We start from the raw sequence: 24,577 nt of genomic DNA on the forward strand, positions 1-24,577 counted from the left end.
GGTTACTCCTTTGCGCCGTAGAGGGTTTTCTTCCAGACCGTCGACAAGGTGGTGATGGCGTCGTGGTCGCTGATCTGAAGGTCCAGGCCCGACGGGCCCGCGAAGACGGTGGTGAAGTTCTCGAACAGCAGCGCGATCGCGGCCGCCGTGTGTTGGGGATTGAGCTCGGTTCCGTAGCCCTGCTGCTGCGCGCGACGTACCGAGGCGGCGACGATGTCCATGCCGAAGCGCCGGAATTCGTTCTGTACCCGCGCGAAGCGCGGCTGGGTGGCCGCCAGCTGTGCCACGGCGATCATGATGCCGATGTTCTGCTTGAACATGTTCCAGTACCCGGTGACCACCGACGTGAAGAAGGCGTCGTCGTCGGGCGACTCGGGGAGCTCGAGGCGCAACCCGGGCGGCGCCACGACCTCGTGCAGAAACGACTCCGCCAGGGCGGCCAGCAGGTCTTCCTTGTCGTCGAAATACCGGTAGAACACGGCGGGTGACTTGCCCGCGGCCGAGGTGATGTCGGCCAGCGTGGTGCCGTGAAAACCGCGTTCGGCGAACAGTTTTCGGGCGGCCTGTTCGATGGCCTGCCTGGTCTGGCGGCCCTTTGCGGTCAACGTGTCGGTCGGCATCAGTTCCGGATTCGGTCGCCGGCGCGCAGCAGCGCGCTCGGCAGGTCATGGCCCACAACGGATTTGGCGACCTCGGCCGCCGCGATGGCGGCCCGCAGGTCCACGTCGACGTCGACACCGCTGTCGGTCAACAGGTAGACGAGGTCCTCGGTTGCGATGTTGCCGGTGGCGCCCGGGGCGAAGGGGCAGCCGCCCAGGCCCCCGACCGACGCGTCCAGCCGGGTCACCCCGGATTCGACGGCCGCGTAGGCGCTGGCCAGCCCGGTGCCGCGGGTGTTGTGGAAATGGCCGCCCAGCGGCATGTCGCCGATCACCGGACGCAGTTGGGCGACGAGTGAACTCACCCGTCGCGGGGTGGTGGTGCCGATGGTGTCGGCGATGCAGAACCGGTCGACACGTTGGTCCCGGGCGGCCGAGCCGATCTCGAGCACCCGCCCGGGCGGCGTCGGCCCCTCGAACGGGCAGTCCCACGCGGTGGCGACGATGACCTCGACGGTGGCGCCGGCGTCGTGCGCGATGTCGACGATCTCCTCGATCTGCCCGGTGGCCTCGGCGCTGTCGCGCCCGACGTTGGCCGCGCTGAATGCGTCGCTGGCGGCCACCACATATTCGACCGAGCGCAGCCCCGCGGCGATCGCGCGCCGGGCGCCGTTGGGGCTGGCCACCAGGGCGGAGAACTCGATGTCGGGGTAGTTGTGCAGGTGCGCGGCGACTTCGGCGGCATCGGCCATCGACGGCACCTTGGATGGGGACACGAACGCGGTGGCCTCAACCTCGCGCACCCCGGTGGCGGCGACCGCGGCCAGCAGTTCCAGCTTGGCGGCCAACGGGATTGGCTTTTCGATCTGCAGGCCGTCGCGCAGGGCCACCTCGCGAATGTCAACCCTCGTCGGAAATTCCGGGTGGGTCATAACACCCCCTCAGCCCTTAGCTCTTCGAGCTCCGCGGCGGTCTTGCCGAGCAACCCGATGTAGACGTCGTCGTTGTGTTGTCCGGGGCGCGCGGGGCCGGCGTAGCGGACGCCGCCGGGAGAGTCCGACAGCACCGGGACCACGCCCGGTCCGAGCACGTTGCGGCCGACCCGTTCGTCGTAGTGCTCGACCAGCATGCCGCGGGCCCGCAACTGCGGGTCGTCGACCACCTCGGCGACGGTGTTGATCGGCCCGGCGATCACGCCTGCGGCGGAGAGGGTTTCGATGATTTCGCCGGGCTGGCGGTCGGCGGCCCACGCGCCGATGATCTCGTCGAGTTCGTCCTGATTGCGGCCGCGGCCGCCGTGTGTGGCGAACCGGTCGTCGGTGGCCAGCTCCGGGCGCCCCATCGCCTTGCACAGGCGCGCGAACACGGTGTCCTGGTTGGCGGCGATCACCACCCACGAGCCGTCGGCGCTGCGGTAGATGTTTGACGGCGCGATACCCTCCAGCCGGGTTCCCGACGGCCCGCGCACCACGCCGCCGACGTCGTAATCGGGGATCGTGGATTCCTGGACCGCTAAACACGATTCGGTCAGCGCAACGTCGACCACTTGCCCGCGCCCGGTGACGCCGCGGCGATACAGCGCGGCCAGCGCGCCCTGGGCGCCGAACATGCCGGCCAGGCTGTCGCCGAGCGAGAGCGCCAGCCGGGGCGGCGGGCCGCCGGGGAATCCGTTGAGGTGCCGCAGCCCGCTGGCCGCCTCGGCCACCGACGCGTAGCCGGGCTTGTGCGCCTCGGGGCCGGTCTGCCCGTAACCGGATACCCGGACCAGGATGATGCCCGGGTTGCGCTCGGAGAGCACGTCGTAGCCCAGTTCCCATTTCTCCAGGGTGCCCGGGCGGAAGTTCTCCACGACGATGTCGGATTTCGCGACGAGGTCGAGGAACAGCCCGCGGCCGCGTGGCTTTCGCAGGTCGAGCGTGATGGCGCGCTTGTTGCGTGCGTGCACCGTCCAGAACACATGGTGCCCGTCCACTTCGGCCTGACCCCAGGTCCGCAGCGGGTCCGGCGCGCCGGGGGGTTCCACCTTGACGACGTCGGCGCCCATGTCGCCGAGCAGCCGGCCGGCGAACGGCCCGGCGATCAGGGTGCCGAGTTCCAGCACCCGGACACCGTCCAGCGGGCCCGTCACTCTTTGCTCGCGAAGTCGTGGCGGACCAGCCAGTCGGTGACCACGTCGACGGCGTGCCGCAGCTTGTCCCGCTGGTCGGGGCCGGCGTAATAGTGTGTGGCGCCGGGAATTTCGTGCATCTCCTTGTCCGGGTGCCCGATCGCCTCGTAAAGCCGTCGGGTGTGGCTGGGCGTGCAGGCGTCGTCGGCCAGGTTACCGATCACCAGCGCCGGGACCGCGAGGTCGCGCCCGCACGCGACCCCGTCGCCGCGGGCGTCGTCGTAGCTCCATTGCGACAGCCAGCCCCGCAGCGTCGAAAACCGGGCCAACCCGACCGGGCTCATGTTCACCACTCGAGGATCGCCCAGGTAGCAGGTTCCGGGGGTGCGTTCGTTGGGATCGACGGTCGGATCCAGCCAGCGCGGGTCGGCCATGGTGCCGTGCACGACGAAGCAGAATTCTTCGTCGGGGCCTCCGGAGTCCCGCAGTTCGGCGAGCTTTTCCTTGACCCACGCGGTGATGCGCCGGTTGCGGTCGATCTGCGCCTGCCGGTAACGGGCCAGAAATTCGGGGCTGTAGGGCGGCTGGTTGGGGTTGTCGGGGTTGTAGAGATCGAGCTCGGGATCGCGCTTGGTGGGGTCGGATTCGTCGAGGATCGACGCGTCCAGCCACTCGGTGAGTGTGCCGTGCCGGCTGATGTGCGCGGCGAGCAGCATGACGCCGTCGGCCGCCGGCAGGTCGAGCCGCGTCAGGTCGGGGCCGTCCCCGGACGGGCTCGACGTGACGGTCGCGTGCTGGGCCTGCTGCTGGTAGAACATCGACAGCGAGCCGCCGCCGCTCCATCCGGCCAGCACCACCTTGGCGTAGCCCAGCCTCTTCTTGGCGTCCTTGATGCACTCGCCGAGGTCCTCGACCACCTTCTCCATCAGCAGCGCCGAATCCGTGCCGCGGAACCGGCTGTTGCAGTAGATGACGTGGTGGCCGGCGCGGGCCAGCGCATTGATCATCGGCAGGTACGCGCCGCCGCCGATGGGATGCATGAACACCAACACGGTGTCGGACGGCTTGTCCTTGGGCTTGAGCAGATAGCTTTCCAGCACGGTAATTTCGGCCAGCCCGCCGTACACGTCGCGGACCGCGGAATTGTTCTGGAACGCAACGAGATACGGGATGCGGTCGTATTCGTGTTTCATCAGTGCTGCCCGAGGTCGTGCGCCAGCACCTCGGCCGACGGGGTCAGCCGCCGGCGGGTGTCGACAGCGATGACCTGCCAGTCCACCCGCGAATGCTCGTCGAACTTGCGGCGCGCGCGTTCCCGCGCCTTCTCCGGCGCGCCGTGGTGAACCCCTTGCGGCGCATGGGTGATCAGGCCGGGCGGCATCGGGATCCCGTAGAGCGACCCGCCGTGGAAGAAGGCGATCTCGTCGTAGTCGACGTTGCGGTGATACCAGGGTGTGCGCTCGGTGCCGGGGACCCCCTCGGCGGGCTTGGGCAGGAAGTTCATCACGTAGACGCCGGTGGCCTGCATGAACAGATGCACGGTCGGCGGCAGGTGAACGCTGTCCGACGTGACCACGTTGTAGTCGGCGATGTTGAAGGTGAACGGAAAGTTGTCACCGCGCCAGCCTTCGACGTCGATCGGATTGTGTTGGTAGTAAAGCGTTGTCGGCCCGCCCGCATGGATGAGCCGGACCTCGTACTCGTCGCGGCCGTCGTCATCGATCGGCTGTGGTTCGGGGATCGTGGCCTGCGACGGGTCGAACGGGAAGTGGCGTCCGAGCGCGCCGGGCGGCGGCACCCGGAACTCGTCGGTGGCCTCGATCATCAGCAGCGTCGTCTCGGTATCGGGCAGCTGCCGCCAGGTGCACGCTTTGGGGAGGTAGAGCCAGTCGCCCTCCCGGTAACGCAGCGGCCCGAACTCGGTCTCCAGCAGGCCCGCGCCGCGGTGCACGAAGCACAAGAGGTCGCCGTCGACGTGACGGACGTAGAAAGGCATCGGCTCGTGGCGCCGGCTCAACAGGATTCGGCAGTCGTCGTTGCTGAACATCAGGAGCGGCCCGCCGCAGGCGTCGGTGGCGTCGCCGGGTTTCAGCTCTCCGGCGAGCACGTCGACGGGGCGCAGCGGGCCGACCGACCGATACGCGGTGGGGTCGTTGCGGCGGTACATGTTGGCGGTCCGCCCGGTGAATCCGCCCCGGCCCAGCTCGTCGTCCTTGAGCCCGTCGAGGTCGGCGTGCAGCCGGCGCGGCGTCTTGCCTTTTCGCAGGTGAACGAACGATTCCACGGGGCGACTCCTGGGCTCCGGCGGCAGGCCTCAAAACTGAAAGTGACATTAGTTTTTGTTTTGCCGCCGCACAAGGGGCGAGGGCTTCGTAGCTTTGGTCACATCCGCCCCGAGCGTCTCCCGGAGGAAGGGACACCCTTTGTGCCCGCCTCGCAGCGACAAGTTCCTTGGTGCAAGACCGGCGCGGCCGTTGTCGCTGCGAGGCGGGCAAAGAGGCAATTCCTTCTCCGCTGCGGCGTGTGTGGCAGACGTGACCGGAGTGCGTCAATCGCGCACGCGCACCACGACTTTCCCCTTGGCCGTACGATTCTCGAGCGATGCGACCGCCGCGGCCGCCTGCTCCAGCGGGTAGACCTCCGGCGTGGGCGCGGCCAGCTTGCCCGAGCTGAGCAGGCGCTCCAGGCCGGCCCACTGCTCGGCCAGCGCGTCCGGGTGGGTCGCGGTCCAGGCTCCCCAACCCACGCCGACGACGTCAATGTTGTTGAGCAGCAGCCGGTTCACTTTGACGGTGGGAATCTCGCCGCCGGTGAACCCGATAACGAGCAGCCGACCGCCGGGCGCGAGCGAGCGCAGCGAATCGGTGAAGCGGTCGCCGCCGACCGGGTCGACCACCACATCGACGCCGCGGCCGCCGGTGAGCTCCTTGACGGCGTCCTTGAACCCCTCGGCCAGCACCACGTCGGTGGCGCCGGCGGCCGTCGCGACGTCGGCCTTGTCTTCGGTGCTGACGACCGCGATGGTGCGCGACGCCCCCAACAGCGAGGCCAGCCGCAGCGTCGAGGTCCCGATCCCGCCCGCCGCGCCATGCACCAGTACGGTCTCGCCGTTGGCCAGGCGGCCGCGCACGGTCAGCGCGAAGTACACCGTGAGGTCGTTGAACAGCAGGCCGGCGCCCGCCTCGAAGCTCACGTTGTCCGGCAGCTTGAACACCCGGTCGGGGTGCACGACGGCCACCTCGGCCATTCCGCCCGACAGCATCGTCAGCGCGACGACCCGGTCGCCGGCCTTGACGTGGACGTCGTCGGGCGCCGACCGCACCACGCCGGCGATCTCGGCTCCGAGCACGAACGGCGGCTCCGGCCGGTACTGATACAGACCGCGGGTCAGCAGCGCGTCGGGAAACGCCGCGCCGGCGGCGTACACCTCGACGACCACACCGTCCCCGGCGGGTTCGTCGACCTCCGCCACCTCGATCGCATCTGGACCATCCAACCGAGTCACCCGTGCCGCCCGCATGGTCGGACAGCCTAACGCCGGCTCGGAATCCGCCGGAAACCTGCCCATACCGGCGACGCTAACCTCACCTCATGGAAACCGTTCGGCCGCCGATCACCGGCACCTCCTCGGTGCGGCTGGGCGCCCTCGCTCCTTGATGCGCGTCCGACCCGCCACCGCCGCCGACGCCGCGGCGTGCGTCGACATCTACCGGCCCTATGTGCTGGACACCGTCATCTCGTTCGAGACGGAGGTGCCGACCGTCGAGGAGATGGCGCGCCGCATCGCCGGCGCCCGCGAATGGCTGGTGCTCGAGGACGACGACGTCGTGACCGGTTACGCCTATGCGCACCAATTCAATCCGCGCGCGGCGTACCGATGGTCGGTCGAGACGAGCATCTACCTCGCCCCGGATCGACTGCGCTCCGGCGGGGGTCGGCTGCTCTACACCGAACTGCTGCGCCGGCTCGCCGAACGCGGCTTCCGGCGGGCGTTCGCCGGCATCGCCCAACCCAACGAGGCCAGCAACGGGCTGCACAAGGCGTTCGGCTTTCGGCCGGTGGGCTACTACCCGCGCGTGGGGTGGAAGCTTGGCGCCTGGCACGACGTCGAGTGGTGGCAGCTCGACCTGCTCGGCCCCGACGAGGATGCGGCTCCGCCGCGACCGATCGCTACTTGAGCTCCGCGGACGACAGCCCCAGCAGCCGCCGCGCGACCACCAGCTGCTGGATCTGTTGGGTGCCCTCGAAGATGTCCAGGATCTTGGAGTCGCGCGCCCACTTTTCCAGCATCGACTGCTCGGAATACCCTGCGGTGCCTGCCAATTCGACGGACTTGAGGGTGACGTCGCTGGCCATCCGCCCGGCCTTGGCCTTGCTCATCGAGGCCTCTTTGGAGTTGGGAATCTTGTTGTCGGCCTGCCACGCCGCGCGCAGCGACAGCAGGTAGCTGGCCTCCCAGTCGGCCTCCATGCGCAGGAACTCCGCCGCGGCCGCGCTTTGGGCGTGGGAGGGCCTGTCGTAGGAGATCTCGACCCCGGCCTCGGTGAGGATCTTGCGGATTTCCTCCAGCGCGGCGCGGCCGACCCCGATGGCCATGGCGGCGACGATCGGGCGGGTGTTGTCGAAGGTCTCCATCACCCCCGAAAAGCCCTTGCCGACCTCGATTTCGGGGTTGCCCAGCAGGTTGTCCTTGGGAATGCGGACGTTGTCGAACCGGATCGCCGCGGTGTCCGAACCCTTGATGCCGAGCTTGTGCTCGAGGCGTTCGACGGTGACGCCGGGATGTTCGCGCGGCACGATGAACGACTTGATCGCGGCGCGGCCCTGTGACTTGTCCAGCGTGGCCCACACCACGATGTGGGTGGCGCGCGAGCCCGCGGTGACGAAGATCTTCTCGCCGTTGATGACGTACTCGTCGCCGTCGAGCTTGGCGGTGGTGGACACCGCCGCCGAGTCGGACCCGAAGCCGGGCTCGGTGATGGCCATCGCCGCCCATACCTTGCCGAGGCGTTCCAGCTGTTCGTCGGTGGCGACCGCGGAGATGGCGGCGTTACCGAGCCCCTGATAGGGAACCGACAGCATCATCGCGACATCGCCCCAGCAGGCTTCCATCGTCTGCAGCAGCGCGGCCATGTTGGCGCCGTTGTGGTTTCGGTCCCTGTCCTCGTCCTCGTCGCGCAGCGCGTCCGCCCCAGCGAATGCCACCGATTCGGACGCGCCCTCGAAAAGACTGATCAGGGTGTCGAGCTCGACCGGGTAGGCGTGCTCCTTGAGGTCGTATTTGCGCGCGATCGGCCGCATCATCTCGGCGGCGCCCTGATGGGTCTTGACGATCACCGACTGCAGCTTGCGGGGCAGTTCCAGATTGATTGCCATGGTTGAACTTTCAGCTCGTTTTAGATGACGACTCAGATGACGACAACGCCCTCGGCGACGCCGATGGCCCGCAGGTCGCGGTACCAGCGCTCGACCGGGTGCTCCTTGGTAAAGCCGTGGCCGCCGAGCAGTTGCACGCCGTCCAGGCCGATCTGCATGCCCTTATCGGCGCCGAGCCGCTTGGCCAGCGCCGCCTCCCGGGTGAACGGCAGGCCCTGTTCGGCGCGGGCGGCGCCGCGCCAGGTGATCAGCCGCAGCCCGTCCAACTCGATCGCGATGTTGGCGCACATGAAGGCCACGGCCTGACGATGCGCGATCGGCTCGCCGAAGGCGTGGCGCTCTTTGACGTATGGGACGACGTAGTCGAGCACGGCGTGCGAGGTGCCGACCGCGAGCGCCGCCCAGCCGAGCCGGGACAGCGCGATCGCCTCGGAGTAATCCTCGTCGGAGGCCTCGTCCTCGCCCAGGCGGGCGCCCAGCGGCACCGACACCCCGGACAGCTCGACCTGGCCCAGCGCCGCGGCGCGGATTCCCATGCTCGGATCCGCCTTGACGGTAAGGCCTTTGGCGGACGATTCGACGATGAACAGCGCGGGCTTGCCGTTCAGCTGGGCGCCGACGACGAACAGCTCGGCGTCGGCCGCGGCGGGAACCAAGGACTTGACGCCGTCGAGCCGGTAGCCGCTCGGGGTGCGCACGGCGGTGGTCTTCAACCGGGTGGGGTCGAACAGCGGTTGTGGTTCGGCGATCGCCACGCAGGCCTGCGGGACGTTCTCGCCGGCGAACTCGTGCAGATAGGTGGCTTGCTGGTCGGCGCTGCCCCAATGGGTCAAGGCCGCGGCGACGCCGCCGGGCGCCAGGATGGGCAGGGCCAGGCCCATGTCGCCGTAGGCCAGCGCCTCGGCCGCCAGCACGTTGGTCACGCTGGAGCGGTGCGCGGCGATGCCGTCGAAGTCCTCGGGGATGTTGATCGCGGTGATGCCCAACTCGGCGGCCTTCGCGATCAGATCGGGCGGGTAGGTCGCGGCCTCGTCGGCGTCGTGCGCCGCGGGACGTAGCACCTCCGCGGCGAACTCGTCGAGGGTCTCGACGATCATCTTCTGCTCGTCGTCGGGCGTCAGGTCGAAGTAGTCCTTGCCGCTGGACTTCAGCCGGGTCGGTCCGCCGCGCAGGTTCTGGGCCCGCTTGAACTGGCGGGAAGTGGCCGCGGCGGTGGAGAAGACGGTCTTCGTGCCGTAGCGCAGGCCCCGGTTCAGCGGGTCGCGCAGGTGGTATTTGTCCAAAAACTCCTGACCGACCAGCGGGGTGAGCAGCGCCAGGGTGATGTCGATGCCCGTGCGCTTGTGCGGTTGCAGCCCGACGCCGGTCTTGCGGCCGCGCCGTCGGATGCGTGAGCGAGTGTTTTCTGAAGTCTGTTTTGAACCGGAACGGGTGTCGGTCATTTCAGCCTCTATCGATGGGCGTTGCGGATGAAACCGATCTTACTCCGGAGTAAGATAGATGCGACCGCCTGTTAACTAATTCACAAAGACTAAGCGCGCAGGCGGGAAAGCACCTGCTCATGCAGCAATCCGTTTGTCGCCACGGCGCTGCCGGCGTGCGGGCCCGCGGTCCCGTCCAGGCCGGTGAACGTCCCGCCCGCCTCGCGCACCAGGATGTCGAGCGCCGCCAGATCCCACACCGACACCTCCGGTTCGGCGGCGATGTCGACCGCCCCCTCGGCGACGAGGCAGTAAGAGAAGAAGTCGCCGTAGGCCCGTACCCGCCACACCGCATCGGTCAGGCCGACGAAGCGATCGCGCAGCCCGCGTTGCGCCCATCCCGACAGGCTGGAGAACGACAGGCTCGCCGAATCCAGTTGTGCCACTGAGGAAACGGACAGCGATCGCGGGGGACCGCCGTCGACTGCGGCGAACGCGCCGCGTCCACGCGCCGCCCACCACCGGCGGTGCAGCGCCGGTGCGCTCACGACGCCGACCGACGAAACGCCGTCCTCGAGCAACGCGATCAGGCTGGCCCACACCGGCACCCCGCGCACGAAGTTCTTGGTGCCGTCGATCGGATCGATGATCCACTGCCGCCCGCTGAAGGTGGCGGTTCCACCGAACTCCTCGCCGACGATGCCGTCGTCCGGCCGTTCGCGCCCCAGCACGTCACGCAGTTCGGTTTCCACCGCGCGATCGGCGTCGGTGACCGGAGTCAGATCGGGTTTGGTGTCGACGCGCAGGTCAAGCGCCCCGAACCGCGCGGAGGTCAGCGCGTCGGCGCGGTCGGCCAGCGCGAGTGCCAGCGCCAGATCGTCGTCGGTCATTGAGCAGTCCTACCATGGCCGGATGTGGGAATACGGTGTGCTGATTCTGCTCGTGGCGGTCCTGGGAGTGGCCCTCGCGCAGCGGTTCGCCCCGCGCGGCCCCCGCGGTGAGCTCGCGCACGGCACCCTCCTGGTGACGGGCGTCAGCCCGCGGCCGGACGCGACCGGCGAGCAGTACGTCACGGTCGCCGGCGTCATCAACGGACCCACGGTCAGCGAGCACGAGGTATATCAGCGCATGGCGGTCGACGTCGACCACTGGCCGACCATGGGCCAGCTGCTCCCGGTGGTCTATTCGCCCAAGAACCCCGACAATTGGCGGTTCGCTCCCGCCGAACCGCCGGCCGCGTAGCGGTCATCCGCCCGCGGGCGGGCGCGTCATCACGGTGAGGCGGGTTCCGTAGCGTGGCAGGACGCCCGACGCCCGGGCCAACGTCCCCGCCGGCATGCCGGGAACGCCGGGATAGCCGGAACCGGCCAGCTCGTCGGTGCCCGGAAGGGTGGTGAGGCCGGCGGGCTGCAGCGCCGAGACGCGGCTGGCCGACGGCGTTGACCAGCTGGCGGGCACCGACATCGGCCCGATGGCGTTCGCCCGCCCCATGCTCACCGTGATCGCGTTGGGTAATCCCCCTACCCCCGTCGCGGCGCCCTGCAAATGCCCGAGCCCTATCGGCCCGAGCGCGGGCGCGGGCGCCCCGAGGCCGGCGAGGTACGCCATATTCGCTTGGATGCCGAAAAGATTGGCTGTGTTGCCGCTCAGCGACGCCGGGATCCCGGCCATGGTTCCGGTCCCGGAGATCGCCGTGTTCACGAGCTGGATGGAGTCCAGCACGCTGATGTTGTTCCAACTGGTGGAGCTGATTGGAATCGGGCTGAGATTCAACAGGTTCTGCAGACCGTCGCCGATCTGTGCGGTGAACTGGTACAGCGCCTGGTACAGATCGCCGAGCGGATCGCTGGCCGCCTGGTTGGCCGCGGCGGTCTGCTCGTTCACGCCGTCGGGATTGGTGGTCTGCTGCGGCGACGCGAACGACGTCAACCGGGACGCGGCCGCCGACGTCGCGGCGTAGCCGTTCATCGCGGTCGCGTCCTGGGCCCACATCTCGGCGTACTGGGCCTCGGTGGCCGCGATCGCCGCGGTGTTCTGGCCGAAGAAGTTCGTCGCTATCAGGGTCATCAGTTGAGTCCGGTTCGCCACGATCACCGGCGGGGGCACCGTCATGGCGAACGCCTGGTCGAACGCCGCCGCTGCCGCCCTCGCCTGCATGGCGGTCTGCTTCGTCTGCTGGGCGGTCGTGGTCAGCCACTCCACGTAGGGCGTCGCCGCGGCGGTCATCGCCGCGGACGCCGGGCCGTGCCAGTGCAGCGTGGTCAGGGCCGAAAGCACCGAGCCATAGGTCTCCGCCGTGGTGCCCAGTTCGGCGGACAGCGAGTCCCAGCTTCCCGCCGCCGCCAAAAGCGACCCGGAACCCGGACCGCTGTACATCCTGGCGGAATTGAATTCGGGCGGAAAAAAGGCGTAATCCATTGTCAGATCTCCCCTATGGGTGTGCCGGGTGAACCGTGCCGAGCCCGAATCGGCACCTTTTCCGCCGCCGGCCCGTCGGCGGTGGTCATAAAAATGTAGGCGCCGATCCGCGTTCTTACTGGAGTTTTAAGACGAAAAGGCAAGTGGGTCATTGCGATAACGCCGATACCTGAAAACGACCGAATTCGCTTACAGTGCCGGCGCCCGAACCGGAAATCCCCCAAGTGATGCGGCATTGCGACGAAGGTGACCGGCTGCCCCGTCATCGATAGGGACTAATGGCCCCCATTTGTAGACCGAATGCCCCTGGGTCGCGCCGGTCTGCGCTCAATAGCGTTGGGTGGGACGAATCCGTGATTTGTCCCCTCTGATCAGCACAGGAGACCGCGATGCTTCAGCCAGCCCCGACGGTCGTCGTTGGTGTAGACGGGTCGAAAACGGCCACCGATGCGGCGCGCTGGGCGGTCGACGAGGCGATGAGCAGAGACATACCGCTGCGGTTGGTGTATGTGGTCGCGCCGCCGGATTCTCCACCACGCTGGGCCCATGACGGCCGACTGGCCGCGGCCCGCGCCGTGTTGCACGACGCTCGTCGGGCGGTCGAAGCGACCGGGCAACAGGTGAAGATCGAAGCCGAAATCCTTTGGGGCAGCCCGCTTGCCAAGCTGGCCGAAGAGTCGAGGTCGGCGGCGATGATCTGTGTCGGATCCATCGGACTGAGTCATGCGGCCCGTGGGGTCGGGTCCCTGTCCGCGACCCTGGCCGCGTCGGCCCTATGTCCGGTAGCCGTTATCAGCCGCCCGTCGGGCAGGCCGGCAACCGCCAAGCTCGACCGTGTCATCGTGCAGGCGGACAACACGGTGGCGCTGCGCCACGCCTTCGAGGAGGCGACGCTGCGGCACGCGCCGGTGCTGGCAATCGCCGTGGCGGCGGGGGACGACGATGCCGACACGAAATCTTCGGCGGCGGCCCAACTGAGGCGACGCATCGCGCGCTGGACTCACCTATATCCCGAGGTGCGCGTCGAATCCGCCGTCGTGCGCGGTTCCGTCGAGCAATACCTGGCGGCCGATGGGGAGCGTGATCAGCTGTTCGTCACCGACGCACGCGCCTGTTACGACGTCTGCGGCGCGCACCACCCGGGAACCTCCGTTCTCGCCGCGCGTTCGAGCAACTTGTAGAGACGTGCGGGTGGGGACTCGGTTGGGCTCCGAAGGAGCGGCGTTAAGAGTATTTCTGGTCGACGATCACGAGGCGGTGCGGCGCGGCCTGGTCGATTTGCTTTGTGCGGACCCCGAACTCGACTGCGTCGGCGAGGCCGGATCCGTCGCCGAGGCGATGAACAAGATTCCCGCGGTCGGCCCGGACGTCGCGGTGCTCGACGACTGGTTGCCCGACGGCAACGGCATCGAGCTGTGCCGCGAACTGTTGTCCTGCATGCTGGATCTGCGCTGCCTGATCCTGACGTCGCACACCTCCGACGAGGCGATGCTGAACGCGATCCTCGCCGGGGCCAGCGGCTATGTCGTCAAAAACGTCAAGGGAATGGAATTGGCCTGCGCCATCAAGGATGTGGGCGCCGGCCGCTCGCTGCTCGACACTCACGCCGCGGCGGCATTGATGGCGAGGCTGTGGTGGACCATCGAGAACAGCGACGAGCTGTGGGCCTTCAACGACCGGGAGCGAACGTTGCTCGGATTGCTCGGCGACGGCCTGACCAACCGGCAAATCGCCGACCGGACGCTGCTTGCCGAAGACGTCGTGAAGAACCACGTGTCGCGCCTGCTGGTCAAACTGGGGGTGTCCCGCCAGCCCAATCGCGCTTACCGCCAATGGTTTTGAGGCGCCGGCTCAGCCATGGCTGATTCGTAGCATTTCGGCCACGCTCGGCAGCTTGACCCGGGGACGCCCGTGCGGCTCGCCGGCCGCTCGCTCGTGGCGATCGATGACCTCCCAGTGGGCCGACGTCACGACTTTCGGCTGCCGGGACGCTAGCCACTCGGCCAGCTTGTCGGCGTGGTCGTCGGGGAACTCCGCGAGCGCGCCCTGTTGTTTCGAGGCGGTCAGGTCGTTCAGCAGCGTGTCGACGGTGTCTTGGGAGTCCTTCTTATTGGTACCGATCACACCGGTCGGCCCGCGCTTGATCCACCCGACGACGTACTCGTTGCGGCTGCCGTGCACGCGGCCGTCGGTGTTGGGGATGGTTGCGCTCTTGTCGTCGAAAGGCAGCCCGGCCGTGGGCATTCCGCGGTATCCGACGGACCGCACCACCAACTGCGCCGGCAGTTCCTCTCGCTCGCCGGTGTCCTTGGCCGATACCCACCCGCTCTCATCGGTGACCAGTTCGTTGCGGCCTAACACGATGCTCTCGACCTTGCCGTCGCCCTTGATCTCGATCGGCGAAGTCAGGAAGCGGAAGACTATTCGTCGGTGGCCGGGGCGCGGCGCCCGCGCGGCGTAGTCGCGGAACACCTTGATGTTCTGCTTCGTCGTCTTGCCCGCCGCGGCCGCGTCCTCGTCGCTGATGCCCTCCAGCTGCGCCGGGTCGACGATCACGTCGACCCCCTCGAGATCCGCGAGCTCGCGGAGCTCCAGCGTGGTGAACGCCGTCTGCAGCGGCCCGCGCCGGCCGATGACCACCACCTCGTCGACGCCGCACGGGCGCAGCGATTCCAGGGCGTGGTCGGCGATGTCGGTGCGGGCGAGCTCGTCGGGGTCGGTCACCAGGATGCGGGCAACGTCCAGCGCGACGTTGCCGTTGCCGATGACCACCGCCCGGGCGCCCGACAGATCCGGGGTCGACGCCTCGAAGTGCGGGTGTGCGTTGTACCAGCCGACGAATTCGACGGCGGCCATGCTGCCCGGCAGGTCCTCGCCGGGGATCTTCAACGACCGATCCGATTGCGCCCCGATCGCGTAGATCACCGCGTGGTAGCGCTCGGCGAGTTCGGCGGCGCTGACGTGCTTGCCGACCACCACGTTGCCGAAGAAGCGAAGGCGGGGGTCTTCGGCGGTCTTCTCGAATTGCTTGCTGATCGACTTGATCTTCGGGTGGTCGGGCGCGACGCCGGAGCGGACCAGCCCCCAGGGCGTCGGCAGCATCTCGAGGATGTCGATGGCCACGTCGATGTCCTCCGACGCGTCGGCCGCCTTGAGCAACGATGCCGCGGCGAAGAAACCCGACGGCCCGGAGCCAACAATCGCGACGTGATACAAGCGCATCCTCGAGCCTTCTACTCGTGCCGGGCCGTGCGCGAGGGGGCTGAGCGTCGCGGTCCGGGCTGCACATACGGGTCACCTGATGCTAAACGCTGCGGCCCGGACGACGACCTGTGCGTTCGCCGCCGGTAACGTGGGCGGCTGTGGAACCCGACCGTCAAGCCGACATCGCCGCCCTTGACTCCACCCTGACCACGGTGGAGCGGGTGCTCGACGTGGAGGGTCTGCGCAGCCGCATCGAGAAGCTCGAGCACGAGGCGTCCGATCCCAAACTGTGGGACGACCAGAGCAACGCGCAGCGGGTGACCAGCCAGTTGTCCCACGCGCAGGGGGAGCTGCGCCGCGTCGAAGAGCTGCGCCAGCGCCTCGACGATCTTCCGGTGATGTACGAGCTGGCAGCCGAAGAAGGGGATGCCGCCAGCGGCATCGACGCCCTCGCGGAGGCCGACGCGGAACTCAAGGCGCTGCGCGCCGATATAGAGGCCGCCGAAGTCCGCACGCTGTTGTCGGGCGAGTACGACGAGCGCGAGGCGCTGGTCACCATTCGCTCGGGCGCCGGTGGGGTGGACGCGGCCGACTGGGCCGAGATGTTGATGCGGATGTACATCCGCTGGGCCGAGCAACACAAGTACGGCGTCGAGGTGTTCGACACCTCCTACGCGGAAGAGGCCGGGATCAAGAGCGCCACGTTCGCGGTGCATGCGCCGTATGCCTACGGCACGCTGTCCGTCGAACAGGGCACGCACCGGCTGGTGCGGATCAGCCCGTTCGACAACCAGAGCCGGCGCCAGACTTCCTTCGCCGAAGTCGAGGTGCTTCCGGTGGTGGAGACCACCGACCACATCGACATCCCCGACGGCGACGTGCGCGTGGACGTCTACCGTTCCAGCGGTCCCGGCGGCCAGTCGGTGAACACCACCGACTCGGCGGTTCGTTTAACCCACATCCCAACGGGTATCGTCGTGACTTGCCAGAACGAAAAATCGCAACTGCAGAACAAGATCTCGGCAATGCGAGTGCTTCAGGCAAAGTTGTTGGAGCGCAAGCGATCAGAAGAGCGCGCTGAGCTGGACGCATTGAAGGGTGAGGGCGGCAGCTCCTGGGGTAACCAGATGCGCTCCTACGTACTGCACCCGTACCAGATGGTCAAGGATTTGCGAACCGACTACGAGGTGGGCAATCCGGCTGCCGTCCTGGACGGAGACATCGACGGGTTCCTGGAAGCGGGAATCCGGTGGCGCAACCGAAAAGATGACGACTAATACCACTGTTCTTGCATCGACCGCTTCGATAAAGGCGCTGGGCTGGCACGACTTCTGGCGTGGCGAAGCCGGCCAATGGATCATCACCCGCGGCCTGCGCATCGTCATGGTGCTGATTGCGGCCATGCTCATGGCCCGGTTCGTCAACTGGGTGGCGCAACAGGTGACCCGCCAGCTCACCGAGGGCTTCGCCGAAAGCGACGCGCTGGTGCGCTCGGAGACGTCCAAGCACCGCCAGGCGGTGGCGTCGGTGATCTCCTGGGTGTCCATCGTCATCATCGGCATCTGGGTGATGATGCAGCTCGCCAGCATCATGCAGTTTTCGGTGGGCGGGCTGGTCGCACCCGCCACGGTGGTCGGCGCTGCGCTCGGCTTCGGCGCCCAGCAGCTGGTCCGGGATCTGCTTTCCGGCTTCTTCATCCTGGTGGAGAAGCAGTACGGGTTCGGCGACCTGGTCACCCTGACCGTCGTCTCCTCGACCGAAGCCACCGGCACGGTCGAGAACGTGACCTTGCGAGTGACCCGCTTGCGTTCACCGGACGGTGAGGTGCTGACCATTCCCAACGGGCAGATCGTCAAGGTGGTCAACCTGTCGAAGGATTGGGCACGCGCGGTGGTGGACATCCCGGTGTCGACCAACGCCGACCTGAACCGGGTCAACGAGGTCCTGCACCAGGAATGCGACCGCGCCATGGACAACCCGGTCCTCGGGGAACTGCTGCTGGATCCGCCCACCGTGATGGGCGTGGAAAGCATCGAGGTCGACACCGTCACCCTGCGGGTGGTGGCCCGCACCCTGCCCGGCAAACAGTTCGAGGTCGGCCGGCAGCTGCGTGTCCTGGTCATTCGCGCGCTGGCCCGCGTCGGCATCGTGACCGCGGCCGACGCGACGGTGGGCCTGGTCGAAGACCCGTCCGTCCCGGCCGCCGAAGCCGCCGAAGGGTCGGCCGACGGCAAAGTCGAAGACGCGGTGCGACGGCGGTGAAGTTGACCCTCAGCATCTTCGAGAAGCGCAGCGAGGACAAGCAACGACGGCGCTGGAGCCACCTCTTCGGCGGCCGGATGCGCACGTCCACGCTGGTGCTGATCATCGCGTTCTTTGCGGTGTGGTGGGTCTACGACACCTACCGCCCGGAAGCGACACCCAAACCGCCGGCCCCGCAGGTGGTGCCGCCGGGCTTCGTGCCCGACCCCAACTACACCTGGGTGCCGCGCAGCCGCGTGCAGCAGCCGCCGGCCACCGTGACGTACACGCCGACGCCGACCACGACTCCAAGCACCACCACGCCCCCGCCCGTCACGACGACGACCACCACACCCCCGCCGTTCCAGTTGCCCACGCCGCCGTGCCTGCTGCCGCCGCCCTTCTGCCCGCCCAGCACCAGCCCGACGCCGACGCCGACGCAGCTACCCCAGCCGGGGCCTGGTCCGGTGCCGAGTTCCCCGCCGCCGGCCAGCTGACTTGGCTCGCCAGCGAAATTCACGGCTACACTGGCGTGCCGTGATGATCACCCTTGACAACGTCAGCAAGAAGTACAAAGCGTCGGCTCGTCCGGCGCTCGACGACATCAACGTCAAAATCGACAAGGGTGAATTCGTCTTCCTGATCGGCCCTTCGGGGTCGGGCAAGTCGACGTTCATGCGGCTGTTGCTGGCCGAGGAGAGCCCGAACACCGGTGATATCCGGGTATCGAAGTTTCACGTCAACAAGCTCCCCGGACGCCACGTACCGAAGCTGCGTCAGGTCATCGGCTGCGTATTCCAGGATTTCCGGCTGCTGCAGCAAAAGACCGTGTACGAAAACGTCGCTTTCGCGCTGGAGGTCATCGGCAAGCGCCGCGAGGCGATCAACCGGACGGTGCCCGAGGTACTGGAGACGGTCGGGCTGTCCGGGAAGGCCAACCGGCTGCCGGGCGAGTTGTCCGGCGGCGAGCAGCAACGCGTCGCGATCGCCCGTGCTTTCGTCAACCGCCCGCTGGTGCTGCTGGCCGACGAGCCGACCGGCAACCTCGACCCGGACACCAGTAAGGACATCATGGATTTGTTGGAGCGGATCAACCGCACGGGCACCACGGTGCTGATGGCGACGCACGACCACCACATCGTCGACTCCATGCGGCAACGGGTCGTCGAGCTGTCGCTGGGCCGGCTGGTTCGCGACGAACAGCGCGGCATCTACGGGATGGATCGCTAAGTGCGCTTCGGCTTCCTGCTCAACGAGGTCCTGACCGGCCTTCGTCGCAACGTCACGATGACGGCCGCGATGATCCTGACGACCGCGATCTCGATCGGCCTGTTCGGCGGCGGGCTGCTGGTGGTGTTGTTGGCCGACCATTCCCGCGCCATCTACCTGGACCGCGTCGAGACGCAGGTGTTCCTCACCGAGGACGTGTCCGCCAACGACCCGTCCTGCGGCACCAACCCGTGCAAGGCGCTGCGGGAAAAGATCGAAGCACGGCAAGACGTCAAATCGGTGCGCTTCCTCAACCGTCAGGACGCCTACGACGACGCGATCCGGAAGTTCCCCCAGTACAAAGACGTTGCCGGAAAGGATTCCTTCCCAGCCTCGTTCATCGTCAAGCTGGACAATCCCGAGCAGCACAAGGACTTTGACTCCGCGATGCAGGGACAGCCCGGGGTGCTTTCGGTGCTCAACCAGAAGGATCTGATCGACCGCCTGTTCGCGGTCCTGGACGGGCTGAGCAAGGCAGCGTTTGCCGTCGCCCTGGTGCAGGCCGTCGGCGCGATCCTGTTGATTGCCAACATGGTCCAGGTGGCGGCGTATACGCGCCGCACGGAGATCGGGATCATGCGCCTGGTCGGCGCGAGCCGCTGGTATACCCAGCTGCCGTTCCTGGTCGAGGCGATGGTCGCCGCGGCGGTCGGTGTCGCGATCTCGGTCGCGGGGTTAATCCTGGTACGGGCAACGTTTTTGGACAACGCGCTGAACCAGTTCTACCAAGCCAACCTGATCGCACGGGTCGACTACGCCGACATCATTTACATCTCGCCCTGGCTGTTCCTGCTCGGCGTGTCGATGGCCGCCCTGACCGCCTACGTGACGTTGCGACTGTACGTACGGCGGTAGCTGTGGCCAAGGACTCCAGGGGGGCCAAGGCGGCCGGCGACAAGCCCGGCAGCAAACGGATCGTGGCCACCAATCGCAAAGCGCGGCACAACTATTCGATCCTCGAGATTTTCGAGGCGGGAGTCGCTTTGCAGGGCACCGAAGTAAAGAGCCTGCGGGAAGGGCAGGCCTCTTTGGCTGATGCCTACGCAACCATTGATGACGGCGAAGTGTGGTTGCGTAACTTGCACATTCCGGAGTATCAGCACGGTAGCTGGACCAACCATGATCCGCGTCGCAATCGAAAGTTGTTGTTACATAGGCAACAAATCGACAGACTGGTCGGCAAGATACGAGATGGTAACCTCGCCCTGATGCCACTGTCACTTTACTTCTCCGAGGGCAAGGTCAAGGTTGAGCTCGCGCTCGCACGAGGCAAGCGGGCTCACGATAAACGTCAGGACATGGCCCAGCGCGATGCCCAGCGCGAAGTGCTTCGCGAACTGGGGCGACGCGCCAAGGGCATGAACTGATCGGGGCGGCTTACGCCCAGCTGTCGGCCGTTACGTACGGCGTCAGCGATTTCGTGGGCGGTGTGGCCGCTCGACGGGTAGCGGCGCTGCGAGTGATGCTCGTGGCCTACCCGGTCGAGGCAGTATTGCTCGGTCTGCTGGCCGTCGTGGTGGGCGGCCCCATTCAGTCCGGCGCGGTCGTGTGGGGCTGCCTGTACGGCGTCGGGATGGCGTTCGGCATGTGGGCGTTTTTCGCCGCGCTCGGCGCCGGCCCCATATCGGTGGTCTCTCCGTTGGCCGCCGTGCTCAATGCCGCGGTGCCGGTGGCGGTCGGTGTGGCGCTGGGGGAGCGGCCGGGTCGCGCGGCCTCGGTGGGCGTGGTGCTGGCCCTGGTCGCCGTCATGCTGGTCAGCCGCGAAGCCGCGACCGAGGGAGTGACGCCGTATCGATTCACCCCGAAGGTCGCCTGGCTGACGGTCGTGGCGGGCTCCGCGATGGGACTGAACCTGGTGTTTCTGCACCAGGCGCCGCACGAGACCAAACTCTGGCCGCTGGTGTTCGCCCGGCTGTCCGCCTCCGCGGTGGTGTTCGCCATGTCCGCGATGAGCAAGAACCTGAAGATGCCGGCCGGCAAGCCGCTGAAGCTGGCGCTGGGCGTGGCGGTGCTGGACATCTGCGCGAACGTGACCATGCTGCTGGCGCTGCACACGTGGCTGCTCTCGCTGGCCAGCATCTTGATCTCGCTGTACCCGGCGGCGACGGTCGTGCTGGCGATGGTGGTGCTGCGCGAGCGGGTGAGCCGGTGCCAGGGCGTCGGCATGGTGATGGCCATGGGTTCCGTGGCGATGATCGCCGCAAGCTAACGGATCGGCTCGCGATCGGCCTACTATCCGACCATGGCCGACCGCCCCGTCACGAAGCTGGATAAATCCGACGTCCTCTCCGGGCTCTTCGCCGTGTGGGACTCCATCGACGCGCTGCTCGACGGGCTGCCGGAGGGCGATTGGCTGGCGCCGACGCCGCTACCCGGCTGGGACGTCAAGGCCGTGGTGTCGCACATCATCGGCACCGAGTCGTTCCTGGCCGGCATCGCGGCCCCGCGGCCCGATATCGACGTGTCGGCGCTCGACCACGTGCGCAACGACATCGGCGCGATGAACGAGTGCTGGGTGCGCCACCTCAGCGGGGAATCGGCCGCGGAAGTACTCGCGCGGTTCAGGGACATCACCGCCGATCGACGCAAGGCGCTGGCCGCCATGTCGGAAGAGGAGTGGAACGCGGTGATGCCGACGCCGGTGGGCCCGGAAACGTACGGCCGGTTCATGCGGGTGCGAACGTTCGACTGCTGGATGCACGAGCAGGACATCCGCGAGGCGCTGTCGCGGCCGTCGTCCGACAACGAACTCGTCGGGCCGGCGTCACAGCTTTCGCTCGACGAGATCGCGGCCACCATAGGTTATGTGGTGGGCAAACGCGGCAAGGCGCCCGACGGTTCGCGCATCCTGTTCGAGCTGACCGGCCCGGTGGCCCGCGACATCCGTGTCAGCGTGGACGGTCGCGCCCAGCTGGTCGAGGACTTCGGCGGCCAGCAACCGACGGCGACGATCCGGCTGGACGGGCTGCAGTTCACCCGGCTGTCGGGCGGGCGCCCCATGTGCCCGGCCCGGGTCCAGGACGTCGCATTGTGCGGTGACAAAGAGCTGGCGGCGCAGGTTGTTGAAAACCTCAATTTCGTGATCTGAGACCATATTTGGCGCACGCGCGATAAGCAATGCGATATCTCAACCCCGCGCGTGGGGTTTGTTCTCCGGGGGCGATCGGGTAGCCGGAACTTACAGGCGCACCTCGCGCCGACATCAAAATCGTCAACGCCAGGAGGGCGACAATAATGACTGCACCCGAAACCACCCGTTTGCTCGCGCAGCTGCGCACGCTGCTCGACTTGACCAACACCGAGATCCAGGTCGCGGAAACCCGCGTTGTCCAGGCGCGCACCGACGCCGTGCGCCGCGAGCTGTCGCAGAACGCGGCCAATGCCCGCAAGCGCGCCGAGTCCCTTGAGTCCGCGATCCGCAAGGTCGGGGGTTACCCCGACGTCATCGGTCCGTTCCTGGGTCGTGCCGCCGCGGCAGTCAAGGCGCTGACCGAGCAGGCGCAACCGTTCGACGAGGCGCTGCTGGGCGATCTCGCGCTCGAGGACCAGATGTTGGACCGCGCTCGGTACCTCAAGGCGCTGGCCGTCGCCGCAAAGCGCCAGGACATCGAGAATTTGGCGGAGCGCCTGATCACTGCCCATTCGGCGACCGTGGACTGGCTCACGACCGTGCTGGCCGAGGACGCGCTCGGCGGGCCGGCCGCGCTGCGCCGCACGCCGCTGCAGGCGGCCGCCGGCACCGCGGTGAAGCTGGTCAACCTGCCGGCAGCGTGGTCGGCGCGGGGGGTCGACCGGACCGTTGAGGCGCTGCGCTCGGCGGGTCCGGCGTTCAACGACCTGGTCAAGCGGGGCGGCAACGCCGGCGAGATCGCGGCGAAGGCGCTGTCCGCTTCCCAGAGCGCGGCGCTGAAGGCCGCCGAGCGGGTCACCCGGTCCGAGGGGGCCGACGGGGCCGCCAGCGCCTTGCACTCGGGCCGGGCGGCCGCCGGTGTCTTGGACGCCAAGGAGCTGCCGATCCGCAAGTACGACGACCTGAACGTCAACGACGCGGTGGCCGCGATCAGGAAGCTGACGGACCCCAACGACGTTCGGACGATCATCGCCTACGAGGAGGCGCACAAGAACCGGCAACGCATCGTTTCCGCCGCGCAGACCCACGTCGCCGCCATCGCGCAGGACGTCGTCGGCATCAAGTAACCGATACCCAAAGGCGCCGTCTCGGCACCGAGTACCCCCTGCAGTCGCCCGACCGGGGGGTACTCGGCTTTGGGCGGTCGGCGCGGGAAGTTAAATCCGTTGCCCGTTGTTGGTTACCGCGTACCATTGATTGTCCTGCCGAAAATCGGCGGGGATGCTCGAAGCAACAAAGACAAGGGGCTGAAAGGTTTCGACTTCGCGCATCGAATCAAGGGAAGCGTGCCGGTGCAGGCAAGAGACCACCGTAAGCGTCGTTGCAACCATATAAGCGCCGATTCACATCAGCGCGACTACGCTCTCGCTGCCTAAGCGACAGCTAGTCCGTCAGACCGGGAACGCCCTCGACCCGGAGCCTGGCGTCAGCTAGAGGGATCCACCGGTGAGTCCGGTCGCGGGACTCACCGGGACATACACAGCGACTGGGATCGTCATCCTGGCTGGTTCGCGTGACCAGGAGATCCGAGTAGAGGCATAGCGAACTGCGCACGGAGAAGCCTTGAGGGAATGCCGTAGGACCCGGGTTCGATTCCCGGCAGCTCCACAACAGAAGAAAACTAGTCAGTATCGAAAGTCCTGGCTAGTTTTCTGTTTTTTAGCGGTGGTTCAGACGGTCTCATGGCGCGAATGACCCCCTAGGCCGTTGCGACCGGTGAAGCCTGCCCGCCTGCACTCACCTGGCGATTTCAACAACGCATTTCCCTAGCGTCGTTCGGGCCGCGACCCGCGTCAGCGCCGCGGGGACCTCGCCGAAAGGCACCGTCTCTAGGACGGTTCGGCGAAGTTCGCCGCGGTTCACCATGGCCGTCAGGCCGTGCAGAATTCCCTCAATGTGCTCTCGCGAATAGCCGGCGGCGAGGACTCCGACCAGTGACGTGTTGGTCAGCGTCATCATCTGCACGTTGACGGTCGGCCACGTGCCGCTTGCAAATCCGACGGCGAGGTGCTTGCCGTCGCGGGCGAGTGCGCCCATCGCGTTTGTTCCTTGCACGCCGCCGACGGGGTCGAAAATCATGTCGACACCATGCCAATCGGTGAGCTCGCGTAGTACCTGGGCGAGCGGCCGTCCATCGGCGGCGGTGTCGCCACTGCACACCACCGCATCGTCGGCACCGTATGACCGGCAGAATTCGGCCCGAGACTCATCGCCCGCGACCGCGACGACCTCGGCCCCGAGCGCCTTGCCCAGCTGAACCGCGGCGATTCCACTGCCCCCGGCGGCACCGAGGACCACGAGCCGTTGGCCTGCCCGAAGCTGACCTCGGTCGACCAGCCCGATCCACGCGGTCATGTTGGGGATCCAAAAGCCAGCGGCGGCAACGTCATCCATGGCATCGGGGATCGGGAGGACGGTGTCTGCCAAGGCGAGGGCCTCGCCGGCGAACGAGCCGTTGCCGTTCATGAAGTCGCTGACACCCATGACCCGGGTGCCGAGGGACAAGTCGACGCCGGAACCGACCGCGACAACCGTGCCGGCCAGTTCCTGGCCGGGTGTGAACGGCACTGGGGGAGTGAGCGGGTAGGTGCCGCGGCACATCAGGACATCCGGCAATCCGATTCCCGCCGCGGATACCTGGATCTTCACCTGGCCCGGCCGCGGATCGGGGAGCTGCCGCTCCACCAGCCGCATGACGTCGGCGGGCTCGCCGGCCCCATCCACCTGCCACGCCTTCATCGGAGTCCTCCGGTCGACGGTATTGCTAATGACGATCACACCATGATTACACTGTGATTTGATCGATTGAAAG

The 24,577-nt window shown here is 67.4% G+C and carries 25 protein-coding genes and 1 other RNA gene; 14 read left to right on the forward strand and 12 right to left on the reverse strand.

The genetic code is table 11. The annotated features are described in order from the left end of the window. Positions 1 to 2 precede the first annotated feature (2 nt). The 6 genes from A5712_RS06980 to A5712_RS07005 form a co-directional block, all read right to left on the reverse strand. Positions 3 to 620 (reverse strand): TetR/AcrR family transcriptional regulator, encoded by a 618-nt coding sequence (locus A5712_RS06980; RefSeq protein ID WP_068102884.1) that lies wholly within the window; start codon positions 618 to 620, stop codon positions 3 to 5. Then, the gene (locus A5712_RS06985; RefSeq protein ID WP_068102886.1) at positions 620 to 1,531 is read right to left on the reverse strand and encodes a hydroxymethylglutaryl-CoA lyase; all 912 of its coding nucleotides are present in this window, start codon (positions 1,529 to 1,531) and stop codon (positions 620 to 622) included. Before A5712_RS06985 ends, A5712_RS06980 begins: the two co-directional genes overlap by 1 nt. Next, the gene (locus tag A5712_RS06990; RefSeq protein ID WP_068102887.1) at positions 1,528 to 2,727 is read right to left on the reverse strand and encodes a CaiB/BaiF CoA-transferase family protein; all 1,200 of its coding nucleotides are present in this window, start codon (positions 2,725 to 2,727) and stop codon (positions 1,528 to 1,530) included. The genes A5712_RS06985 and A5712_RS06990 overlap by 4 nt, the downstream gene beginning before the upstream one ends. Next, complete coding sequence (locus A5712_RS06995; RefSeq protein WP_068102891.1) at positions 2,724 to 3,899, reverse strand: alpha/beta fold hydrolase; 1,176 nt, start codon at positions 3,897 to 3,899, stop codon at positions 2,724 to 2,726. Before A5712_RS06995 ends, A5712_RS06990 begins: the two co-directional genes overlap by 4 nt. Next, positions 3,899 to 4,990: a homogentisate 1,2-dioxygenase gene (locus A5712_RS07000; RefSeq protein WP_068102893.1), complete on the reverse strand. Its 1,092-nt coding sequence runs from the start codon at positions 4,988 to 4,990 to the stop codon at positions 3,899 to 3,901. Before A5712_RS07000 ends, A5712_RS06995 begins: the two co-directional genes overlap by 1 nt. A 264-nt stretch (positions 4,991 to 5,254) precedes the next feature. Beyond that, positions 5,255 to 6,226, reverse strand: a complete 972-nt coding sequence (locus A5712_RS07005) for an NADPH:quinone oxidoreductase family protein (protein WP_068102896.1) — start codon at positions 6,224 to 6,226, stop codon at positions 5,255 to 5,257. Positions 6,227 to 6,362: 136 nt separating this feature from the next. On the opposite strand from A5712_RS07005, the gene A5712_RS07010 reads away from it, so the two are divergent. Beyond that, positions 6,363 to 6,884 (forward strand): GNAT family N-acetyltransferase, encoded by a 522-nt coding sequence (locus A5712_RS07010; protein ID WP_068102898.1) that lies wholly within the window; start codon positions 6,363 to 6,365, stop codon positions 6,882 to 6,884. Here A5712_RS07010 and A5712_RS07015 read toward each other — a convergent pair. The 3 genes from A5712_RS07015 to hisN form a co-directional block, all read right to left on the reverse strand. Beyond that, positions 6,877 to 8,082 carry an acyl-CoA dehydrogenase family protein gene (locus tag A5712_RS07015; protein ID WP_068102903.1) on the reverse strand — a complete coding sequence of 402 codons (1,206 nt, stop codon included), beginning with the start codon at positions 8,080 to 8,082 and terminating at the stop codon, positions 6,877 to 6,879. The two genes, A5712_RS07010 and A5712_RS07015, sit on opposite strands and share 8 nt — an antisense overlap. Positions 8,083 to 8,114: 32 nt before the next feature. Beyond that, the gene (locus tag A5712_RS07020; RefSeq protein WP_068102907.1) at positions 8,115 to 9,524 is read right to left on the reverse strand and encodes an acyl-CoA dehydrogenase family protein; all 1,410 of its coding nucleotides are present in this window, start codon (positions 9,522 to 9,524) and stop codon (positions 8,115 to 8,117) included. 89 nt (positions 9,525 to 9,613) lie between these two features. Further along, entirely contained in the window at positions 9,614 to 10,393 is a 780-nt protein-coding gene (gene hisN / locus A5712_RS07025; RefSeq protein WP_068102911.1) for a histidinol-phosphatase, read from the reverse strand. A gap of 22 nt (positions 10,394 to 10,415) precedes the next feature. On the opposite strand from hisN, the gene A5712_RS07030 reads away from it, so the two are divergent. After that, positions 10,416 to 10,745, forward strand: coding sequence for a hypothetical protein (locus A5712_RS07030; RefSeq protein WP_068102915.1), 330 nt, complete (start codon positions 10,416 to 10,418; stop codon positions 10,743 to 10,745). Positions 10,746 to 10,748: 3 nt separating this feature from the next. Here A5712_RS07030 and A5712_RS07035 read toward each other — a convergent pair whose 3' ends face one another. After that, positions 10,749 to 11,921 carry a PPE family protein gene (locus A5712_RS07035; protein ID WP_068102917.1) on the reverse strand — a complete coding sequence of 391 codons (1,173 nt, stop codon included), beginning with the start codon at positions 11,919 to 11,921 and terminating at the stop codon, positions 10,749 to 10,751. A 389-nt stretch (positions 11,922 to 12,310) separates the two neighbouring features. Here A5712_RS07035 and A5712_RS07040 point away from each other — a divergent pair, with 389 nt between their 5' ends. Then, positions 12,311 to 13,102 carry a universal stress protein gene (locus A5712_RS07040; protein WP_068102920.1) on the forward strand — a complete coding sequence of 264 codons (792 nt, stop codon included), beginning with the start codon at positions 12,311 to 12,313 and terminating at the stop codon, positions 13,100 to 13,102. Positions 13,103 to 13,112: 10 nt separating this feature from the next. After that, a complete protein-coding gene (locus A5712_RS07045; RefSeq protein ID WP_369830366.1) occupies positions 13,113 to 13,763 on the forward strand; it encodes a response regulator in 651 nt (216 codons plus the stop codon). Positions 13,764 to 13,772: 9 nt separating this feature from the next. On the opposite strand, the gene A5712_RS07050 is transcribed toward A5712_RS07045, so the two are convergent. Next, entirely contained in the window at positions 13,773 to 15,143 is a 1,371-nt protein-coding gene (locus A5712_RS07050; RefSeq protein WP_068102924.1) for an FAD-dependent oxidoreductase, read from the reverse strand. 140 nt (positions 15,144 to 15,283) lie between these two features. Between A5712_RS07050 and prfB the strand changes: the two genes are divergently transcribed. The 10 genes from prfB to ssrA all read left to right on the forward strand — a co-directional run bounded on the left by prfB (position 15,284) and on the right by ssrA (position 23,376). Beyond that, positions 15,284 to 16,402 (forward strand): peptide chain release factor 2, encoded by a 1,119-nt coding sequence (gene prfB / locus A5712_RS07055; RefSeq protein WP_068102926.1) that lies wholly within the window; start codon positions 15,284 to 15,286, stop codon positions 16,400 to 16,402. Then, positions 16,392 to 17,387, forward strand: coding sequence for a mechanosensitive ion channel family protein (locus A5712_RS07060; RefSeq protein ID WP_068102928.1), 996 nt, complete (start codon positions 16,392 to 16,394; stop codon positions 17,385 to 17,387). Before prfB ends, A5712_RS07060 begins: the two co-directional genes overlap by 11 nt. Next, a complete protein-coding gene (locus A5712_RS07065; protein WP_068102930.1) occupies positions 17,384 to 17,863 on the forward strand; it encodes a hypothetical protein in 480 nt (159 codons plus the stop codon). The genes A5712_RS07060 and A5712_RS07065 overlap by 4 nt, the downstream gene beginning before the upstream one ends. A 43-nt stretch (positions 17,864 to 17,906) precedes the next feature. Further along, complete coding sequence (ftsE, locus tag A5712_RS07070) at positions 17,907 to 18,596, forward strand: cell division ATP-binding protein FtsE (protein WP_067153866.1); 690 nt, start codon at positions 17,907 to 17,909, stop codon at positions 18,594 to 18,596. Continuing rightward, complete coding sequence (gene ftsX, locus A5712_RS07075) at positions 18,597 to 19,490, forward strand: permease-like cell division protein FtsX (RefSeq protein ID WP_067153867.1); 894 nt, start codon at positions 18,597 to 18,599, stop codon at positions 19,488 to 19,490. Between the two features lie 2 nt (positions 19,491 to 19,492). Beyond that, positions 19,493 to 20,002, forward strand: coding sequence for an SsrA-binding protein SmpB (gene smpB / locus A5712_RS07080; RefSeq protein WP_068102932.1), 510 nt, complete (start codon positions 19,493 to 19,495; stop codon positions 20,000 to 20,002). Positions 20,003 to 20,094: 92 nt separating this feature from the next. Further along, positions 20,095 to 20,844, forward strand: a complete 750-nt coding sequence (locus A5712_RS07085) for an EamA family transporter (RefSeq protein WP_197519320.1) — start codon at positions 20,095 to 20,097, stop codon at positions 20,842 to 20,844. A gap of 33 nt (positions 20,845 to 20,877) precedes the next feature. Further along, a complete protein-coding gene (locus A5712_RS07090; protein WP_068102936.1) occupies positions 20,878 to 21,723 on the forward strand; it encodes a maleylpyruvate isomerase family mycothiol-dependent enzyme in 846 nt (281 codons plus the stop codon). A gap of 146 nt (positions 21,724 to 21,869) precedes the next feature. Further along, positions 21,870 to 22,832, forward strand: coding sequence for a hypothetical protein (locus A5712_RS07095; protein WP_068102938.1), 963 nt, complete (start codon positions 21,870 to 21,872; stop codon positions 22,830 to 22,832). Between the two features lie 176 nt (positions 22,833 to 23,008). Beyond that, positions 23,009 to 23,376, forward strand: a transfer-messenger RNA (tmRNA) gene (gene ssrA, locus A5712_RS07100). Between the two features lie 126 nt (positions 23,377 to 23,502). On the opposite strand, the gene A5712_RS07105 is transcribed toward ssrA, so the two are convergent. After that, complete coding sequence (locus A5712_RS07105; protein ID WP_197519316.1) at positions 23,503 to 24,543, reverse strand: NADPH:quinone oxidoreductase family protein; 1,041 nt, start codon at positions 24,541 to 24,543, stop codon at positions 23,503 to 23,505. Positions 24,544 to 24,577 lie beyond the last annotated feature (34 nt).

The sequence above is a fragment of the Mycobacterium sp. E2327 genome, from assembly GCF_001672675.1.
In the GTDB taxonomy this organism is placed as follows: domain Bacteria; phylum Actinomycetota; class Actinomycetes; order Mycobacteriales; family Mycobacteriaceae; genus Mycobacterium.

Coding starts and splice junctions, on each gene's coding strand:
- A5712_RS07090 (WP_068102936.1), top strand. CDS start 20,878: ATGGCCGACCGCCCCGTCACGAAGCTGGATAAATCCGACGTCCTCTCC.
- A5712_RS07030 (WP_068102915.1), top strand. CDS start 10,416: ATGTGGGAATACGGTGTGCTGATTCTGCTCGTGGCGGTCCTGGGAGTG.
- A5712_RS07005 (WP_068102896.1), bottom strand. CDS start 6,226: ATGCGGGCGGCACGGGTGACTCGGTTGGATGGTCCAGATGCGATCGAG.
- A5712_RS07010 (WP_068102898.1), top strand. CDS start 6,363: ATGCGCGTCCGACCCGCCACCGCCGCCGACGCCGCGGCGTGCGTCGAC.
- A5712_RS07050 (WP_068102924.1), bottom strand. CDS start 15,143: ATGCGCTTGTATCACGTCGCGATTGTTGGCTCCGGGCCGTCGGGTTTC.
- A5712_RS06985 (WP_068102886.1), bottom strand. CDS start 1,531: ATGACCCACCCGGAATTTCCGACGAGGGTTGACATTCGCGAGGTGGCC.
- A5712_RS07035 (WP_068102917.1), bottom strand. CDS start 11,921: ATGGATTACGCCTTTTTTCCGCCCGAATTCAATTCCGCCAGGATGTAC.
- A5712_RS07015 (WP_068102903.1), bottom strand. CDS start 8,082: ATGGCAATCAATCTGGAACTGCCCCGCAAGCTGCAGTCGGTGATCGTC.
- A5712_RS07040 (WP_068102920.1), top strand. CDS start 12,311: ATGCTTCAGCCAGCCCCGACGGTCGTCGTTGGTGTAGACGGGTCGAAA.
- A5712_RS06995 (WP_068102891.1), bottom strand. CDS start 3,899: ATGAAACACGAATACGACCGCATCCCGTATCTCGTTGCGTTCCAGAAC.
- A5712_RS06980 (WP_068102884.1), bottom strand. CDS start 620: ATGCCGACCGACACGTTGACCGCAAAGGGCCGCCAGACCAGGCAGGCC.
- A5712_RS07020 (WP_068102907.1), bottom strand. CDS start 9,524: ATGACCGACACCCGTTCCGGTTCAAAACAGACTTCAGAAAACACTCGC.
- A5712_RS07060 (WP_068102928.1), top strand. CDS start 16,392: ATGACGACTAATACCACTGTTCTTGCATCGACCGCTTCGATAAAGGCG.
- A5712_RS07095 (WP_068102938.1), top strand. CDS start 21,870: ATGACTGCACCCGAAACCACCCGTTTGCTCGCGCAGCTGCGCACGCTG.
- hisN (WP_068102911.1), bottom strand. CDS start 10,393: ATGACCGACGACGATCTGGCGCTGGCACTCGCGCTGGCCGACCGCGCC.
- ftsE (WP_067153866.1), top strand. CDS start 17,907: ATGATCACCCTTGACAACGTCAGCAAGAAGTACAAAGCGTCGGCTCGT.